18 protein-coding genes are annotated in these 17089 nt (G+C 63.2%); 10 read left to right on the top strand and 8 right to left on the bottom strand.

Annotated features, from left to right (window positions below; translation table 11 throughout):
- Positions 1-97 precede the first annotated feature (97 nt).
- From I2H38_RS16355 to I2H38_RS16370, 4 genes are all read left to right on the top strand, one after another.
- Entirely contained in the window at positions 98-1192 is a 1095-nt protein-coding gene (locus tag I2H38_RS16355; protein ID WP_196272942.1) for a methionine ABC transporter ATP-binding protein, read from the top strand.
- Positions 1182-1847, top strand: coding sequence for a methionine ABC transporter permease (locus tag I2H38_RS16360; protein WP_196272943.1), 666 nt, complete (start codon positions 1182-1184; stop codon positions 1845-1847). Before I2H38_RS16355 ends, I2H38_RS16360 begins: the two co-directional genes overlap by 11 nt.
- A 32-nt stretch (positions 1848-1879) precedes the next feature.
- Positions 1880-2665, top strand: coding sequence for a MetQ/NlpA family ABC transporter substrate-binding protein (locus tag I2H38_RS16365; RefSeq protein ID WP_196272944.1), 786 nt, complete (start codon positions 1880-1882; stop codon positions 2663-2665).
- Positions 2666-2843: 178 nt separating this feature from the next.
- A complete protein-coding gene (locus tag I2H38_RS16370; protein ID WP_196272945.1) occupies positions 2844-3872 on the top strand; it encodes an ABC transporter substrate-binding protein in 1029 nt (342 codons plus the stop codon).
- Positions 3873-3923: 51 nt separating this feature from the next.
- On the opposite strand, the gene I2H38_RS16375 is transcribed toward I2H38_RS16370, so the two are convergent.
- From I2H38_RS16375 to I2H38_RS16385, 3 genes are all read right to left on the bottom strand, one after another.
- The gene (locus tag I2H38_RS16375) at positions 3924-4988 is read right to left on the bottom strand and encodes a sensor histidine kinase (RefSeq protein ID WP_196272946.1); all 1065 of its coding nucleotides are present in this window, start codon (positions 4986-4988) and stop codon (positions 3924-3926) included.
- Positions 4989-5171: 183 nt separating this feature from the next.
- Positions 5172-5702 (bottom strand): VOC family protein, encoded by a 531-nt coding sequence (locus I2H38_RS16380; RefSeq protein ID WP_196272947.1) that lies wholly within the window; start codon positions 5700-5702, stop codon positions 5172-5174.
- Between the two features lie 135 nt (positions 5703-5837).
- Positions 5838-6266 carry a MarR family winged helix-turn-helix transcriptional regulator gene (locus I2H38_RS16385; protein WP_196272948.1) on the bottom strand — a complete coding sequence of 143 codons (429 nt, stop codon included), beginning with the start codon at positions 6264-6266 and terminating at the stop codon, positions 5838-5840.
- A gap of 129 nt (positions 6267-6395) precedes the next feature.
- Between I2H38_RS16385 and gstA the strand changes: the two genes are divergently transcribed.
- From gstA to ogt, 3 genes are all read left to right on the top strand, one after another.
- Complete coding sequence (gene gstA / locus I2H38_RS16390; protein WP_196272949.1) at positions 6396-7013, top strand: glutathione transferase GstA; 618 nt, start codon at positions 6396-6398, stop codon at positions 7011-7013.
- Positions 7014-7082: 69 nt separating this feature from the next.
- Positions 7083-8591, top strand: a complete 1509-nt coding sequence (locus tag I2H38_RS16395) for a DNA-3-methyladenine glycosylase 2 family protein (protein ID WP_196272950.1) — start codon at positions 7083-7085, stop codon at positions 8589-8591.
- On the top strand, positions 8584-9132 hold the full coding sequence (gene ogt, locus I2H38_RS16400) for a methylated-DNA--[protein]-cysteine S-methyltransferase (RefSeq protein ID WP_196272951.1): 549 nt from the start codon (positions 8584-8586) through the stop codon (positions 9130-9132). The genes I2H38_RS16395 and ogt overlap by 8 nt, the downstream gene beginning before the upstream one ends.
- A 98-nt stretch (positions 9133-9230) precedes the next feature.
- On the opposite strand, the gene I2H38_RS16405 is transcribed toward ogt, so the two are convergent.
- A complete protein-coding gene (locus tag I2H38_RS16405) occupies positions 9231-10358 on the bottom strand; it encodes an FUSC family protein (protein WP_196272952.1) in 1128 nt (375 codons plus the stop codon).
- 188 nt (positions 10359-10546) lie between these two features.
- Here I2H38_RS16405 and I2H38_RS16410 point away from each other — a divergent pair, with 188 nt between their 5' ends.
- A complete protein-coding gene (locus I2H38_RS16410) occupies positions 10547-10927 on the top strand; it encodes a hypothetical protein (RefSeq protein ID WP_196272953.1) in 381 nt (126 codons plus the stop codon).
- A 420-nt stretch (positions 10928-11347) separates the two neighbouring features.
- Here the strand turns inward: I2H38_RS16410 and groL are convergent, their stop codons facing one another.
- From groL to I2H38_RS16425, 3 genes are all read right to left on the bottom strand, one after another.
- A complete protein-coding gene (gene groL / locus I2H38_RS16415) occupies positions 11348-12982 on the bottom strand; it encodes a chaperonin GroEL (protein ID WP_196272954.1) in 1635 nt (544 codons plus the stop codon).
- Positions 12983-13037: 55 nt separating this feature from the next.
- Positions 13038-13328 carry a co-chaperone GroES gene (gene groES, locus I2H38_RS16420; RefSeq protein WP_167673971.1) on the bottom strand — a complete coding sequence of 97 codons (291 nt, stop codon included), beginning with the start codon at positions 13326-13328 and terminating at the stop codon, positions 13038-13040.
- A 223-nt stretch (positions 13329-13551) separates the two neighbouring features.
- Positions 13552-14397, bottom strand: a complete 846-nt coding sequence (locus tag I2H38_RS16425) for a DMT family transporter (RefSeq protein ID WP_196272955.1) — start codon at positions 14395-14397, stop codon at positions 13552-13554.
- Positions 14398-14608: 211 nt separating this feature from the next.
- Here I2H38_RS16425 and I2H38_RS16430 point away from each other — a divergent pair, with 211 nt between their 5' ends.
- Both I2H38_RS16430 and I2H38_RS16435 read left to right on the top strand, forming a co-directional pair.
- Positions 14609-15415 carry a L,D-transpeptidase gene (locus I2H38_RS16430; RefSeq protein WP_229426755.1) on the top strand — a complete coding sequence of 269 codons (807 nt, stop codon included), beginning with the start codon at positions 14609-14611 and terminating at the stop codon, positions 15413-15415.
- Positions 15416-15787: 372 nt separating this feature from the next.
- Positions 15788-16117: a DMT family transporter gene (locus tag I2H38_RS16435; RefSeq protein ID WP_196273067.1), complete on the top strand. Its 330-nt coding sequence runs from the start codon at positions 15788-15790 to the stop codon at positions 16115-16117.
- A 44-nt stretch (positions 16118-16161) separates the two neighbouring features.
- Here the strand turns inward: I2H38_RS16435 and I2H38_RS16440 are convergent, their stop codons facing one another.
- Positions 16162-16881: a DUF2076 domain-containing protein gene (locus I2H38_RS16440; protein WP_196272956.1), complete on the bottom strand. Its 720-nt coding sequence runs from the start codon at positions 16879-16881 to the stop codon at positions 16162-16164.
- Positions 16882-17089: the final 208 nt, after the last annotated feature.

The raw sequence follows: 17089 nt of genomic DNA on the forward strand, positions 1-17089 counted from the left end.
TACCATACTATCCTGTTTAAAGAACGAAAAAGTTGACATATAGAACAATATGGCCCATGTCTTCGCAACTGCACAACGACTGACCCAAGGCGGATCCATGAACGCCCCCATCGGATATCTCGGCGATCAGCCGCTGCAACGCCTCGTCCCGGCGGACCCCATCGTGCGCCTGGAGAAGGTCTCGAAGATCTTCGCGGGTCGCGATGGTTCGCCCGTCACGGCGCTCGGCGAGATCAACCTCTCCGTCCAGCAAGGCTCGATCCTCGGCGTCATCGGTCGTTCGGGCGCGGGCAAGTCGACCCTGATACGTCTGGTCAACGGACTGGAAAAGCCAAGCTCGGGCCGGGTGATCGTCGACGGCGCGGACATCGCGGTGCTTCCGGAGAAATCCCTGCGCCATGCCCGCCGCTCCATCGGCATGATCTTCCAGCACTTCAATCTGCTTTCCTCGCGCACGGCGGCACAGAACATCGCCCTGCCGCTTGAGGTCGCGGGCTACGACAGGGCGGCGGTCAAGGCGCGTGTCGAGGAATTGCTGGCGCTGGTCGGCCTCACCGACAAGCGCAACCGCTACCCGTCCGAATTGTCCGGCGGCCAGAAGCAGCGCGTCGGCATCGCCCGCGCTCTCGCCACCAAGCCGAAGGTGCTGCTCTCGGACGAGGCGACCTCCGCGCTCGATCCGGAAACCACCCGCTCGATCCTCGATCTGCTCGCGCGCATCAATGCCGAGCTTGGCCTCACCATCCTGCTCATCACGCACGAGATGGCGGTGATCCGCTCCATCGCCCGCGAGGTCGCGGTGATCGAGGGCGGGCACATCGTCGAGCAGGGCGACGTGTTCGACGTGTTCACGCGCCCGCAGCATGAAGTAACGCGCTCGTTCCTCGCGGATGAAGCCGGACGCGCGCTGCCGCCTTATGTGGCGAGCCGCCTGCAGGCCGAGCCGGTCGCCGGCGGTCAGGCTGTCTTGCGCATCGGCTTTCGCGGGCCGCACGCGACCGATCCGGTGCTGGCGCGGCTCGCACGCGATCTCAACATCGAGGCGAATATTCTCGCCGGGTCCGTGGATGAGATCGCGGGCCGTCCCTGCGGTACCCTCGTCATCGGGGTGCCGGTCGGCTCGCTGGCGCGAACCCTCGACTTCCTGAAGCAATACGGTCTCGACACGGAGGTGCTGGGCCATGTCGCCTGAGATGATCCGCCTCATCGCCGCCTCGACCGGCGAAACGCTCTACATGGTCGCCGTTTCGGCGGCGATCGGCACTCTGTTCGGCCTGCCGCTCGGCGTGTTTCTCGCCACCAGCGGCAAGGGCGAACTTTACGCAGCACCCTGGGTGAACCGCGTGCTCGGCGCCATCGTCAACGCCACGCGCTCGACGCCCTTCATCATCCTCGTCGTGGCGATCATTCCCTTCACGCGCCTGATCGCGGGCACCTCGATCGGCACCAACGCCGCCATCGTGCCGCTAACGGTCGCCGCCACGCCGTTCATCGCGCGCCTCATCGAAGGCGCGATCCGCGAGGTGGACCAGGGTCTCATCGAAGCCGCCCGCGCGTTTGGCGCAAGCCCGTTGCAGATCGTGCTGAAAGTGCTGATCCCAGAGGCCCTGCCCGGCATTGTGCTCGGCCTCACGCTTGCGGTCGTGTCGCTTCTCGGCTTCTCCGCCATGGTCGGCGCGGTCGGCGGCGGCGGCTTGGGCGATCTCGGCATCCGCTACGGCTACCAGCGTTTCATGCCCGACATGATGCTCGCCGTTGTCGTCGTCCTCATCGTGCTGGTTCAGGCCGTGCAGAGCATCGGCGACCGGCTGGCGCGGCATCTCAACAAGCGCATCCGTCACGCTTGATCTCTTTATACCTTCATCCAAGGAGCCTTCTGATGTCACTCAAGAAACTGGGCTTCGCCGCCCTCTTCGCACTCGCAGCGCTTCCCGCCGCCGCGCAGACGCAAACGATCCGCATCGGCGTGACGCCCGGTCCGCACGCGCAGATCCTGGAAGCCGTTAAGCCCATCGCGGCGCAGAAGGGCCTCGACCTGAAGATCGTCGAGTTCTCCGATTACGTGGTGCCGAACGCCGCACTCGCCGCCGGCGAATTGGAAGCGAATTCGTTCCAGCACCAGCCCTATCTCGACAACCAGAAGGCCGACCGCGGCTACAAGATCGAGACCGTGGCCTCCACCGTGAACTTCCCCATCGGCGTGTATTCCAAGAAGCACAAAGCTTTCGACGCGCTCCCCAACGGCGCGACCATCGCGATCCCGAACGATCCCACCAATGGCGGTCGCGCGCTGCTGCTGTTGCAGGACAAGGGCCTATTGAAGCTCAAAGACGGCGTCGGCTTCAAGCCCACCGTCATCGACATCACCGAGAATGCGAAGAAGCTGAAATTCGTCGAGATCGACGCGGCTCAGGCTCCGCGCGTGCTTGACGACGTGGACGCCGCCGTCATCAACACCAACTACGCCACGCAGGCCGGCCTCGATCCGGTCAAGGACGCGCTGACCCGCGAGAATCCGAAGGGTCCCTACGTCAACATCATCGCCGTGCGCGCCGAGGACAAGGACAAGCCGTGGGTGAAGGCCCTCGTCGAATCCTACCATACACCCGAAGTGAAGAAGTTCGTTGACGAGACGTTCAAAGGCGCAGTGCTGACGAGCTGGTAAGCCGCTCTATCGCTACATGCGCGCATGCAGGCCGGTCCCGCCAGGGGCCGGCTTTTTTCGTTCGACGCGCCGTGCGCGCCCGAGCAGCTTGACAAGAAGCCGGCTAATGGTCCTGATCGCCGTCATTCCGCTTCGGAATATAAGCCGGCCGCCAAGGCCGGCCTTCAGGAGGAAAAGAATGCGCCTATCCTTGTTCGGTTTGGCCCTTACGGCCGCTGTCAGCGCTGCGCCGCTCGCGGCTCAGGCTCAAGCACCGCTGACGATCTATTGCTCGATTCTGGAAGAGCAATGCCGCGTCGGCGTCGCCGCCTTCGAGAAGGCGACGGGCGCCAAGGTGACAATGGTGCGCAAGAGCACCGGCGAAGCGCTGGCCCAGATTCGCGCCGAGGCCGCGAATCCGCGCGCCGATGTGTGGTGGGGCGGCCCCGGCGATTCCCACATCCAGGGTGCCGAGGAAGGGCTGACCGTCGAGTACAAGTCGCCGATGCTGCCGGAACTCCACGATTGGGCGTCACGCTTCGCGCAACAATCGGGCTATCGCGCCACCGGCACTTATCTCGGTGCGCTCGGCTTCGGCTACAACACGAAGATCCTGGCGAGCCGCGGCCTGCCTGAGCCGAAATGCTGGGCCGACCTGCTCGATCCGAAATATCGCGATGAAGTTCAGGTGTCGGATCCGAACTCGTCCGGCACAGCCTATGTGATGCTGGCGACCCTCGTGCAGCTCATGGGCGAGGACAAGTCGTTCGAGTACATGAAGGCCCTGCACAAGAACGTCAATCAATACACCAAGTCGGGTGCAGCCCCCGTCAAGGCGGTCGCGCTCGGCGAAACCGCCATCGGCATCGCCTTCATGCACGACATGGTGACGATGATCGCCGAGGGCGCGCCGGTGAAGACCGTCGCTCCGTGCGAAGGCACGGGCTACGAGACCGGCTCCGTGTCCATCGTGAAGGGCGGCAAGAATACGGAACTGGCGCAGAAATTCGTCGATTGGTCGCTCTCCGCCGAGGCGCAGAAACTCGTCGGCGCGGATCTGAAGATCTACTCGATCCCGTCCAACAAGAGCGCCGCGATTTCGCCGGATGCGCCGAAGCTCGCCGAGATGAAGCTCATCAACTACGACGTGCCGAAATACGGTTCCGTCGCGGAGCGCACGCGCTTGCTCAAGAAGTGGGACGCTGAGGTGAAGTCGGCTCCGCGATAAGAACGAGCGACCTCTTTTTGCGAAAGGGGTGGCCGGGCCGCGTGAGCCCGGTCACCCGTTCGGCATGGCGTCCTTGCGCGTGCCCGACAACGGAAGAAAGGCGGTGATGCGGCTTCCCGCCCCGACCTCGATCTTGCCGCCGCGGGATTGCGCCAGGGAGGCGATCATCCGCATACCCAGACCCTGGCCGTCACGCAGCGGATCGAAGCCGATGGGAAGGCCCGGGCCGTCATCCTCGATCGTCATTTCAAGATTGGCCCCACCCCGCATGACGCGGACCCGGATGTGGCCCTCGCCGTGCTTGATCGAGTTCGTCACCCCCTCTGCCGCGATGAGACCGAGGGCCACGAGCAGATCGGCTTTCAGGAAAATGCCATACGCATCGCCGGCGTCGAGGACGATCTGTCGCTTATAGGTCTCGCCGAGCGAGATGCGCAGATCGGACATCACGCCTTCGATATAGGCCTTCACCTCACACTCGACCGTGGAGCTGCCCTTCTGAAGCCTGCTGTGCAAGGTGCCGATTGTACCGATCCGCGCAGCAGCCTCGTGAAGCTGGAAACGGACGGCTTCATCCCCGCTGCCACGAGCCTGCAGGTTCAGCATTCCCTGGACCAGTTGCAGGCTGTTGCCAACGCGGTGATGGACCTCTCGCATCAAGAGTTCCTTTTCCGCCAGGAGCGTCTCTCGCTCCGCCTCCAGCCGACGCCGCTCCGTCACATCGCGCGCGATGACCATCGCCGCGCGCGCGCTGATCCAGGGCATTGGTGCGGCGGCGACCTCAACCTCGACCTCCGAACCATCGAACCGCCGCCAGGTCTCATCGGCCAACGGCACAGGGGAGGTTTGATGCATGTGCTGGATGCGTTCTTCGACGAGCGCCTGGGAAGACGGCGCGACGAAATCAGCCAGCGCGCATCCGACAACCCCGTTATGGTGCTGGGCCCCCACGAGACGGGCCATGGCCGGGTTCGCCAGAAGGACGGATTGTCCGTCGTGCACGATCAGGGCATCCGGACTGAGTTCGATGAGCGTGCGATAACTCTGGTCCCCCGCCTCGGTGTCACCATCGCGGGGCTTCGACTGGTCAGCCTTCCAACCACCCCATGTCGGCATGCTGCTCCCCCAGTCTCATCGCCTGTCTTTCCGATGCAATCTGGAATCTCTGTGGATGCAAATTCGCGACGGTTCAAAACATAATAACATCGAACGAAGTGCCTCGCCAGTCACGCTCCCCGCCAAGGAATTGCCTCGCGCGGGCCAAAAGGGGGTATCGCGACAATCACCGAGGCGCGCCGATCAACGCCCCTCGGCATGGAAGCTTCCCAATGAGCCAAGCGGCTCGCGGAGTTCGATCCGATGACGGCCATTGTCGCGGATCTGGGCTGTGCGGTAGGAACCGCCGAGTTCATCCTGAGGCGGCTGGAGGATCTCGACCCCGCGCGCTCGCAGGCGCTCGACCTCCTCGTCCACGTCCGGTACCAGGAGCGTGATGACGGGAACAGGCGTGACCCCCGGGACCTCGCCACCTGGCGGCATCGGATGGTCGGCCTCCGTGACCTCGAGGAAAGACCCATTGCGCTCCAGCACGGCCGATCGTCCCGGAACCAGGTTTCGAGACGCGATCAGGCGAAAGCCGAGATTGTTCTGATACCAGCGGATCGTCTCGTCGAAATCAGGCGTGCGGATCGAGACCGCGCCCGAACGCGCCGCCGGGGCGCTCTGGGCTAGAGCTGGCGGCAAATGGGTGGAATGAAAGGACAGGAGAGATACGGTCGCGATGGCGCATAGGGCGCTTCGGCGGAACCCGGCACGAAGAAACTGTCTCACACCCGCGACCTCGTTGGCCCCGGCCTCCGCCACCGACTGCCGTCGCCCGCATGGGGCCGTTTCGACGCGACATCCTCCGGAAGAGATGGGTTTTCCAGCTTCGGCGACAAGGCCAAAGCCCGCAGCCTGCTCGCGCTAGAGCCTGCCGAGGAGCGAGGCCAGTTGCTCGGTCTCGGTGTCCGCGAATTGCGAGCCGACGAACCGGTCGATCGCCGCGCCGTAGACCGGCCACATGCGCTTTTGCAGGTCTCGCCCGCGCTCGGTGATTTCGACCAGTTGTCGGCGCTTATCGCCCGGATAAGGGATGCGGCGCACGAGTCCTTCCGTTTCCATGCGGTCGAGCAGACGCGACAGGTTGTATTGCTCGAACAGCAATCCGCGCTCGATCTCGCGGGGAGACAGGCGGCCATTCTCATCGCGCTTCAGGTGAAGCAACACGCCGTACCAATCCAGACAAGGAAAACCGGCCTCCCTCAAGGCGGCCTCGATGCTCGCCTTCACCCGGCGTTGCGCGCAGTTGAGGCGGATCCAGACGTCCTGGGTCGCCTCCGATGGCATTTGCATTGCCGCAAACCCTTTCTCGTTCTCATGCAATTGCATCAAATTTGACGCCGAAAGGCAAGTGTGTCTATATCGATGCACTTGCATTGAAATACTCACTCCAAATTGGTCACTCCCGCAAGGAACGCAAGCATGAAGCTCTACTACGCTCCCGGCGCCTGCTCTCTCGCCGTCCACATCACCGCCCGCGAGGGAAACCTCCCGATCACCCTCGAAAAAGTTGATCTGGCCGCACGCAAGACCGAGACCGGCGCGGATTTCGCCGCCGTGAACCCAAAGGGCTATGTCCCTGCCCTCACGCTGCAGGACGGCGCGACGATGACGGAGGTTGCGGCCCTCGTTCAGTTCCTGGCAGACAAGAGCCCGGACGCGAAGCTTGCGCCCGCCAACGGCACGATGGAGCGCTATCGCCTGCAGGAATGGCTCGCCTTCATCAGCTCCGAGGTTCACAAGGGCTTCGCGCCCCTGTGGAAGCCCGACACTCCGGAAGCGACGAAGCAGACGTCCAAGGACAGGCTGGCGACGCGGTTCGCCTATCTCGACAAGACGCTGGCGAACCAGCCCTATCTCACCGGTTCGCAGTTCACCGTCGCCGACGCCTACCTGTTCACGGTCGTGAACTGGGTCAATTTCCTTGGCATGGATATTTCAGCCTATGCCAACCTTAAGGCGTTCATGGAGCGCGTCAGCGCCCGTCCGAAGGTGCAAGAAGCGCTCATCGCCGAGGGCCTGGTGAAGCAGGCGGCTTAAGCGCCCGGCTCAAACGGTCATGTCCGAAAACCGCGAGCGCGGTTTGATGAAATGTGAGAAGGTCCGCTTATGGACCTTCTCAACCGCGACGCCTGCTACCGAGTTCTTCAAACCCGCGATCCGCGTTTCGACGGGCGGTTGTTCGTCGGCGTGACATCGACGGGCATCTATTGTCGCCCGGTCTGCCCAGCACAAACGCCCAAACTCGAGAATTGCCGCTTCTTCGCATCCGCCGCCGCGGCGCAGGAGACGGGGTTGCGGCCCTGCCTGCGTTGCCGCCCGGAAACTGCGCCGGATTTCGGCTCGTGGCGCGGCACCTCCAACACGGTCTCGCGCGCCTTGGCTTTGATTGCGGATGGTGCGCTTGACGGCGGCGAGGCCGGTGTCGAAGCTTTGGCCGAGCGCCTCGGTCTTGGCGAGCGTCAACTTCGCCGTTTGTTCAAGCAGCATCTCGGCGCGTCCCCGATTGCGGTCGCCCAGACGCGGCGAGTTCTCTTCGCCAAGCAATTGATACACGAAACCCGGATGCCGATGGCGGAGGTCGCGCTCGCGGCGGGCTTCGGCAGCGTGAGACGCTTCAACGAAACCTTTCACGCCCTGTTTCGCCGGCCGCCGAGCGAGCTGCGGCGCAAGACCGCGACGGACCTGTCGGCCCATTCGGAAGCGGGCGTGACGCTTCGCCTGCGCTATCGGCCGCCCTACGACTGGGCCGCGATACTGGCCTATCTCGAAGCGCGCGCCATCGACGGGGTCGAAGAGGTCGCGGACGACATATACCGGCGCGCCGTCTCGCATGATGGCCAACACGGCACGGTCGAGGTTCGTCATGACCCTGAACACGACAGCCTGTCCGTCACGATCCACTTCCCTTGCGTGCGTGCGCTTCCCGCGATCCTGGCGCGCGTGCGGCGGGTCTTCGATGTAGGCGCGGATATCGAAACCATCGGCACGCATCTTTCACGCGACCCATTCCTGGCACAACTCGTCGCGCAGCGGCCGGGCCTGCGCGCGCCGGGCGGATGGGACGGTTTTGAACTGGCGGTGCGCGCCATCCTCGGGCAGCAGGTGACTGTCGTCGCAGCACGGCGGCTTGCCGGCCAATTGGTGGCCTTGTGCGGCGAGACGCTGTCCGACAAGGAGCGCATTCACGCCGCGCTATCCCGCACCTTCCCCTCGCCCGAGCGCGTCGCGGCGGCTGATCTGAGCACTCTCGGCATGCCCGGCGCGCGGCGGGCGGCACTGACGGCGCTCGCGGAAGCAGCGCTTGCGGACCGCGACCTGTTTCGCCCCTTCGGAACGATCGAAGAAGCCATCACGCGCCTTCGCAGCATTCGTGGCATCGGGGAATGGACGGCGCAATACATCGCGCTGCGGGTCTTGCGCGAAACCGACGCCTTTCCCGCAAGCGATATCGGGCTGCTCCGAGGCGCTGCCATCGACACCGGCAACCGGCCGACGCCAGCGGATCTTCTGCAACGGGCCGAGCCCTGGCGGCCGTGGCGGGCCTACGCCGCGCAACATCTGTGGGCCGCCGACCCAGGAATGAAACCGAATGCACGGGAGTTGCAGAATGGCTGACACCCTGCGCCTTTTCATCGACCGAACGGACACGCCCATCGGCGAACTCGTCGTGATCGCGGACAGTGACGGGCGTTTGCGTGTGGTCGATTGGACCGATCACGAAGCGCGCCTGCTTCTGCTCTTGCGGCGTCAATATGGCGAGCATGGTTTCACACTTGACCCGGCGCGCGATCCGGGAGGCTTTACGACCGCGATGATCGCCTATTTCAATGGTGATCTCGGCATCATCGACGATCTGCCGGTCGAGACGGCCGGAACGCCGTTTCAACGGAAGGTCTGGGCGGCTTTGCGTGACATCCCTTGCGGCGTCACCATTTCCTATTCCGAACTCGCGCGCCGCATCGATCAACCATCCGCTGTGCGCGCGGTCGGGCTTGCCAACGGCGCGAACCCGGTCGGAATCGTGGTGCCATGTCATCGTGTGGTCGGTGCGAACGGCACGCTCACGGGCTATGGCGGCGGGATCGAGCGCAAGCGCTGGCTGTTGGCGCACGAGACCAAGGCCGCAATCACGCCGCAACTTTCGCTGACCCTCTAGAGCATGATCAGAACAAGTGGAAACCGGTTGTTCGCCAGGATCATGCGGCAATAAGGAATCCGGAGCTTGATCATGTTTCAAATCGACATGATCAAGTTCTAGGACGCCTCACCCGTTTCCCCATCCCGACGATCTCGCAGCGCCATTTCGTGCGTCCGCGCGGTCAGGTCGTCGAGATCTTGTCGGAACTGCTCAAAGGCGAATTGCAGGGCATAGAGACGCCCGATTGCGTCACTCGGCAGATCTTCGATGAGGTGTTCCGTTCGCAACGCATCCATCTCTTTCGCATAGTCCGCGAGGCTTGCATCGATGGCATCGGATGTCGGAGGAGGCGCGCGCATCTGCAGCGCGTCGCCAAGTTCGGTCAGGAGGGCGCAGGCCGTGTCGCGGATCGTGAGAATGAAAGGTTGCAGCCGGTCGCGAAGCGCGCCGGGCAGCGGGCCGGATGCCGCTCGACCGATCATCACGAAGTCGTGCCGCACACGGTAGAGCGTCCGCACCAGCGGCTCGGGATCCGGCGCGTCGGTCAAATGCGTCTTGCGCTCGCGCGAGGCTTCGTCGGCAGCGGTCTCGACCTGTTTGAGACTGGCGCGAATGCTGGCGTGCAGAGGCGCAACACCGACAGGGCCGCCGGACTCCGCGACGAGCGCATTCATCAGCGCCGCCATCAGCTGAGCGTTGAGGCGCACAACCTGGGCCGCGGATTCCGTCAGCAATGTATGGGCCCGCGCGGGCAGAACGAACAGAGCGACGGTGACGCCGACCACATTGCCGAGGGTGATTTCAAACACCCGCTCGATGGCCGATGCCAGTGGGCCAAGCGTTTGGACCGACGTCCCAAGCAGAACGATCAACGCCGTAATGGGCGCCACGCGAAAGCTCGTCCTGACGGCAGCGAGGAACGCCAGCGGCGCAAGGGCCGCCACCACCGCGCCTCCCAATTGGACAACCGAGCCATGCGGGATGAAAGCGGCGACCGCCGCGCCGTAGAGCGCGCCCGCGAATGTCCCGAGGAAGCGATCGATCGCCGCCTTGAGAGAACCGCCGACGCTCGCCTGCATGACGATGACCGCCGTGATCACGGCCCAATAGCCCTGAGTCAAGGAAAAGGCGTGAGCCAGAATGAAGGCGACGGCTCCCGCGATGGTAACGCGAAGCGCCAGGCGAAGCTCGGCGCGGCGGTTAACCAGCCAGTCCCGAAGTTGCGATGCCGCCGGAAGTGTCACCCTCGTCTCCGCTCCCTCTTCGGATTGCGCGCAAGCGTGCCCGCACCCACCCATCAGTAATGGCTCCCCGAGCTGTCAAGACAAGCGGCGGCGGGGCGGTAAAGGGGCAATCAAGCCACTTGCGGGAAGGCTCCCCAGAAACCTCGGCGTTTGTTATCAATACATGAACAACCGAGGAGAGCGTCACTATGGCGACGAGAAAAGAGCATGTGGCCGCCGTCATTATGGGGCTGTGCGCAGTCGCGGCCCTGAGCGCCTTCGTCTCGGCGATCCCGGCGGTCGGCACGGCGGCGGCGAGCGGCAAAATCGTCGAGGCGTGGCGATGCCTCGGCTTCTTTCTCTTCGCCGGCCTGTTCGCGCTCCTGGCCATCTATCCGCGACGATTGCCCGGCCTGTGGGAACTCGTGTTCCTGCACAAGGCGGGAATGGCGATCTTTGCCGTCTCCATCCTCGGAACCGCCGCTCTTGATGCACCGGTCACGGCCATCGCCGATGGAATCCTCGCCCTGCTGACCCTCGTCAGCTACGTCCTCGCGCGAGGCTATGAGGCGTGGCGGTTCAAGGCATGAGCAACTGAATAGGTCCACGAACGCTTCGGCCTGCAACGAAGCGTTCCCGGGTGCCCTTGCGCAGCCGTTCTGCCAGCCTGTGCGGACTTTCCAACAATCGCCCGAAAGTCCCATGCTCACTGACATCGATCTTACAGAAACCACGACTGCCTCAGCCCATCGGGTTATCACGCCGTCGGTGCTCTACTTTGGCACCCCTGTCGTGCTCGTCATGACGCTCAACCCGGATGGCACTCGCGCTCGCGAGCCGCGGCTAGGCGAATGTCCTGACGCATGACGCGCCAATAAAAAGGCCCCGGATCGCTCCGGGGCCTTTCTTGTTCAAGCTGTACGCTTGGAGTTGAAAGTCCATGCCGCCACTCAAGTCCGGCCTGCCGGACTTGAGCTTTCTTGAGTGGTGGGCGGCTTTTTAGGGGCTTCTTAGAAGTCCATGCCGCCCATGCCGCCGCCCGGCATTGCCGGAGCGGATTCCTTGCGCGGAAGCTCGGCGACCATGGCTTCGGTCGTCACGAGGAGACCAGCCACCGAAGCCGCGTCCTGCAGAGCCGTGCGCACGACCTTCGCCGGATCGACGATACCGGCCTGGAGCATGTCCACGAACTCTTCGGTCTGCGCGTTGAAGCCGTAGGTGGCCGACTTGTTGTCGTTGATCTTGCCAACGACGATCGAGCCTTCGACGCCCGCGTTCTCGGCGATCTGACGGATCGGAGCCTCGAGCGCGCGCAGGACGATGTTGATACCGGCCTGGACGTCGGGGTTGTCGGTCTTGAGCTTCGAAACCGCAGCCTTGGCGCGCAGCAGAGCCGTGCCACCGCCGGGAACGATGCCTTCTTCAACCGCAGCGCGGGTGGCGTTCAGAGCATCGTCAACGCGATCCTTCTTCTCCTTCACCTCGATCTCGGTCGCGCCGCCGACGCGGATCACCGCGACGCCGCCAGCGAGCTTGGCGAGACGCTCCTGGAGCTTCTCACGATCGTAGTCCGAAGTGGTCTCTTCGATCTGCGCCTTGATCTGAGCGACGCGACCTTCGATGTCCTTCTTCTTGCCGGCGCCGTCGATGATCGTGGTGTTTTCCTTCTCGATGCGAACGCGCTTGGCGCGGCCGAGCATCGGGAGGGTCACGGTCTCGAGCTTGATGCCGAGGTCTTCGGAGATCGTCTGGCCGGCGGTGAGGATCGCGATGTCCTCGAGCATGGCCTTGCGGCGGTCGCCGAAGCCCGGAGCCTTGACCGCAGCGATCTTGAGGCCGCCACGCAGCTTGTTGACGACGAGGGTCGCAAGAGCCTCGCCTTCCACGTCCTCAGCGATGATGAGGAGCGGCTTGCCGGTCTGCACCACGGCTTCCAGAATCGGGAGCAGCGACTGCAGCGAGGAGAGCTTCTTCTCGTGGATGAGGATGTAGGGGTCCTCGAGCTCGGCAACCATCTTCTCCGCGTTCGTGATGAAGTACGGGGAGAGGTAGCCGCGGTCGAACTGCATGCCTTCGACGACGTCGAGTTCGGTCTCGGCGGTCTTGGCTTCCTCGACGGTGATGACACCCTCGTTGCCGACCTTCTGCATGGCATGGGCGATCATCTCGCCGATGTCCTTGTCGCCGTTGGCGGAAATGGTGCCGACCTGGGCAACCTCATCCGACGACTTCACCTTCTTGGCGCGCGCCTGGATGTCCTTGACGGCTTCGGCGGCGGCGAGATCGATACCGCGCTTCAGGTCCATCGGGTTCATGCCGGCTGCAACCGACTTGGCGCCTTCGCGGACGATGGACTGAGCCAGAACCGTCGCGGTGGTGGTGCCGTCACCGGCGATGTCGTTGGTCTTCGAGGCGACCTCGCGGACCATCTGAGCGCCCATGTTCTCGAACTTGTCGGCAAGCTCGATTTCCTTGGCAACGGTCACACCGTCCTTGGTGATGCGCGGAGCGCCGAAGGACTTCTCGATCACGACGTTGCGGCCCTTCGGGCCGAGGGTGACCTTCACCGCGTCGGCGAGGATGTCGACACCGCGGAGCATCTTCTCGCGGGCTTCGCCGCCGAATTTCACGTCTTTAGCAGCCATAGGCTGAGCCTCCAGTTAGCTGAAAGGGATAAAGAGATTTGAAGACGGCGCGAAATTACTTCGCGATCACGCCCATGATGTCGGATTCCTTCATGATCAGGAGATCCTGGCCATCGATCTTCACTTCCGTGCCGGACCACTTGCCGAACAGAACGCGGTCGCCCTTCTTGACGTCGAGGGCAACGAGCTTGCCGCTCTCGTCACGAGCGCCGGAGCCGACGGCGACGACTTCGCCCTCTTGCGGCTTTTCCTTGGCGGTGTCCGGGATGATAATGCCGCCCTTGGTCTTCTCTTCGCTCTCAAGGCGGCGAACGACGACACGGTCGTGCAGCGGACGGAACTTCATGGAACTTCCTCTTCGACTGTTAGCGCAGCCCCCAATGGCCGCGTCCTGGTCTGTTGCTGTTAGCACTGTCGGGTGACGAGTGCTAATGATTTGCGAAATAAGTACGGCCCTGTCGGGAGTCAAGACGTCCTTCCCAATGAATAGGAGAGGCGGACGACGGGATGCCGGAAACGGCGGCTTTCTTTGACTTTCAGGGTTAACGCATGCCCTGGCAGAGGACGACCTAGCGCCGCGACGCCAAAAGGGCCGCCAGCACGATCAGCAATCCGCCGCCGAGGGTGGCCCAGGTCGGAATTTCGCTGAACACGCCGTAGCCGATGAGGGCCGCCCAGATCAGGGCGGTGTATTCGAGCGGCGCCAGACGGGCGGCCTCGGCCTTGGCATAGGCCGTCGCCATGAGGATATGGCCGATCACGCCCAACACGCCCATGACCATGAACCAGGCGAAGTGGACCGGCTCAACCGGCTGCCAGAAGAAAATCCCGAAGCCGGAAACCAGAAGGGCGGGTCCGATATTCTGGAACAGGACGATGTGCAGGAACTTGTCCCGTAACGCCCTCTGGCGCAGCAGGACGAGGCTGAAGGCATAGGCGATGGCCGACGCCAAGGCCGCCGCGACACCAGACCAGGAGCGCGTCGCCCCCGCCTGCTCCGTCTGTCCCAGCACGACGATAAGCGTGCCGCCAAAACCAACCGCGATCGCCATCAGGACACGGCTGTCGACCCTTTCCTTCAGCAGCAGCAGGCCGAACAGGGCAACGAACATGGGCGAAAGGAACGACAGCACGAGCGTTTCGGCGAGCGGTAATTGGCCGAGCGCGTAGAAGAAGCTGACCGCCGTCGTGACCGCGATGACCGAGCGCGCCATGTTCGCGACGACGGTTTCGCGGCTCGGCCAGCCGGGACGCATCGCGAGCACGACGCCGACCGCGATGATGGAGCCGCAGGCGAAGCGCAGGAAAGCGACCTGGAAGATCGGGTAGTGGGCGGCCATCGCCTTGATGACCGCGTCCATGATGGACAAAACCGCGATGCCCGCGGCGGCCCGTGAGGCGGGTCCGAATTGCATGATGTCTCGCCGATTTGGAGGGATTCCGGGATGGAATCCCTCTCGCGATGAAGGCCAGGGGCGTCTTACATCACTTTTTTGGGCACAACACCCCTGGTCTGCATCCTGCCTACAGAAAAGCCGGCTGAGGGACGCGCCCAACTTCAGTCCATCTTCCGGGCAAGAATTGAAGCGTTGGTCGTCGAATAAAGTCACCTGAAAGGATGCTTCGATGCGCGCTTGGCTTCCTTGCTCCACTCTCCTTCTCACCCTCGCGATCCCGACCACGAGCTTCGCACAGCCAGCCACCGTGCGGAGCCCCTATGGCGGCGCTCCGCGTGATGCCTATGGCAACTTGCTCGTGGTCCCCGGCTATGGCTATTATCCCTATGCCCAGACGCGCGACGGCTACGAGCCGGCTTATCCGCCCGCCGCCCGGTCATCCTCTCGCGCCCGCGCGTATTATCAGGCCGCGCCGGTCGATCCGATGACGGGTTCTCCGTATGAAGCCCGCCTCCCTTGGGGAAGAACCGCATCCCTGCCGCATGATTACGGGAATGGGTCGGGCTACGACACGACCCTCGGCTACGCGATTTCGCCGAAATTCCAGCGGCAGACCGTGGCCTATAACGGGAAGGAAAGCCCGGGCACCATCATCATCGATACGCCGTCGAGATTTCTCTACCTGATTCAGGACGGCGGCCGGGCGATCCGCTACGGCATCGGGGTCGGCCGTCCCGGTTTCGAGTGGGCCGGGCGCCATTTGGTCAGCGATAAACGGGAATGGCCGGATTGGCGTCCGCCCAAGGAGATGCTGAAGCGCCGCCCGGATCTGCCGGAACACATGGACGGCGGACCCGACAACCCGCTCGGCGCGCGCGCCCTCTATCTCGGCTCCACACTCTATCGCATCCACGGCACGAACGAGCCCGACACCATCGGCAAGGCCGTCTCTTCCGGTTGCATCCGCATGCTGAACAAGGACGTGATCGATCTCTACAACCGGGTCCCGGTCGGCGCTCAGGTGCTGGTGATCTGATTTTTTTTCTCGACGCTCGGCGCGGATCGACGTTCTCGCGGCGCTCATCCGCGCCCCTCGTCCCGGCGCAGCGCATATGCGCCGCGAGTTGTTCCCTTTTCGTTCGGATAGCGTGGGCTTTGATGGATATTGTTACAACTATTTGAGGCCAAATTCAGAACAAAACATCAATAATTCGGCAACAAAAATCTTATTTACAATAATATAGCGCAACATACTATTTAATTATATAGCTATATGACTAAATTAATTCTATCGCAACAACTTTTCAAAAGACCCTATACAAACGGATAGGATGATCGAATACGTTATCACGCAGGATGGCCCAGGCCGACCATGGCCCTCCACTCAATCCGGACGCACCGCGCCGCCATGAACTATGTCTATCTGTTTGCCGCCATCATCTGCGAAGTCGTCGCCACCTCGGCCCTGAAGGCGTCGGAGGGCTTTTCGCGTCTCTGGCCCACGATCATCGTCATCGTCGGCTATGGGCTCGCCTTCTATTTCCTGTCCCTCACTCTGCGGACGATCCCGGTCGGCATCGCCTACGCCCTGTGGTCCGGCTTCGGCATTGTCTTGATCGCGCTGGTGGGCTGGTTCGTCTATCGGCAGTCGCTCGATCTGCCCGCCGTCATCGGCATGGCGCTGATCCTTGCGGGCGTTCTGGTCATCAATCTGTTTTCCAAGACCGCCGGACATTAAAAAACGCCCGCCGATGGCGGGCGTTTCGAAACCGGGACAGCCACTTAAATCCAGTCGCCGTCATCCCCGTTGTCGCCACCCATGTCGGAGTAGTCGTCCTGCTCGTCCTGAGCCGTCTGCGGTGTCGGGTAAAGGGAATCGGTAATGCTGGCCTGATCGGAGGAGCCGCCCTTGTCGCCCCCGAGATCCGCGAAGGCGTTCTTTTCACCGACAGCCGCCTGACCACCGCCGCCGAAGGCGTGCGACAGCGCATTCGCGATCATCACGCCGCCCGCGACGCCCGCTGCGGTCGACAATGCGCCTTGCAGGAAGCCGCCGCCACCACCGCGTTGCTGCATCATGCCGCCGCCCCACGGTCCAGGCGCTCCACCCATCATGCCGCCCTGCGGGCCGCCATAGGGCTGCTGCGGCGGAGGTGGAGGATTGGGATTGCCCCACGGCGACGCCTGACGCGGAGGCTCACGGTAGTCCGGCTCCGGCGGGCGGGCCCCGCCGCCGAAGAGGCCGGACAGGAAGCCGCCCTGCGCCTGCGGTTGACGGCGTGCCTGTTCGAGCTCCGCGCGCAGTTGCTCGACCGTGGCCTGAAGGTTCTTCAGCGCCTGCTCCTGAACGAAAACCGCCTGCGCCATGGCATAGGGCGCGTAAGGTTGTTCACGCAGCTTATCGGCGATGAAGCGTTCGGCCTCGGGATCGCGCGGCTGGTTCGCCACTTGTTCGAGGCGGCGAAAAATATCGGAAATGACCTCGCGTTCCTGGTCGTTCATGAAAGAGCCTCCTTCGAACCTCGGATGTCGGAGACTGATGTAAGAACGGTCCCGTCATTTGTTAGAGCATGATCAGAATAAGTGGAAACCGGTTGTTCGCCCGGATCATGCGGCGATAAGGAATCTGCAGTTTGATCATGTTTCGAAGAGACATGATCAAACTCTAGGTGCGACGAAGCGCCCGGACGAGAGCTACGCGTCGCGCCCC

It is taken from the genome of Microvirga alba (assembly GCF_015694465.1).
Classification (GTDB): domain Bacteria; phylum Pseudomonadota; class Alphaproteobacteria; order Rhizobiales; family Beijerinckiaceae; genus Microvirga; species Microvirga alba.